The sequence below is a fragment of the Aminobacter sp. MET-1 genome (assembly GCF_026521175.1).
GTDB lineage: Bacteria > Pseudomonadota > Alphaproteobacteria > Rhizobiales > Rhizobiaceae > Aminobacter.
Genome location: NZ_JAMSHL010000155.1, coordinates 1 through 249, shown reverse-complemented (window position 1 = coordinate 249; position 249 = coordinate 1). Strand labels below are relative to the sequence as shown.

Sequence of the window (249 nt, the reverse complement as noted above, 5' to 3'; positions counted from 1 at the left end):
CAGTAGACCCAGACCTCGACCCGGCGATTGCGGATGCGCCCGTGTTCTTCGTTGTTGGCCGCCACCGGCAGCTCGCCGCCGAGGCCGGTGACCTCGCGAAACAGCACGCCCTGCCTGGCCAGTTCGCGACGCACGGCCATGGCCCGCAGCTTGGACAGCAGTTCGGCGCGCTCGGGGTCGCTCTTGGCATCGCCGAAGCCCACCAGCACCACCTTGCCCTGCAGCTTGTCGTGCTGCCTGAGGTAATCC

Annotated in this window: 1 protein-coding gene; it reads right to left on the bottom strand. The window is 68.3% G+C overall.

Annotated features, from left to right (window positions below; genetic code table 11):
- Positions 1 to 249: OmpA family protein (locus tag NDO48_RS29435; RefSeq protein WP_267322947.1), on the bottom strand; the 249-nt coding region annotated here is incomplete at both ends.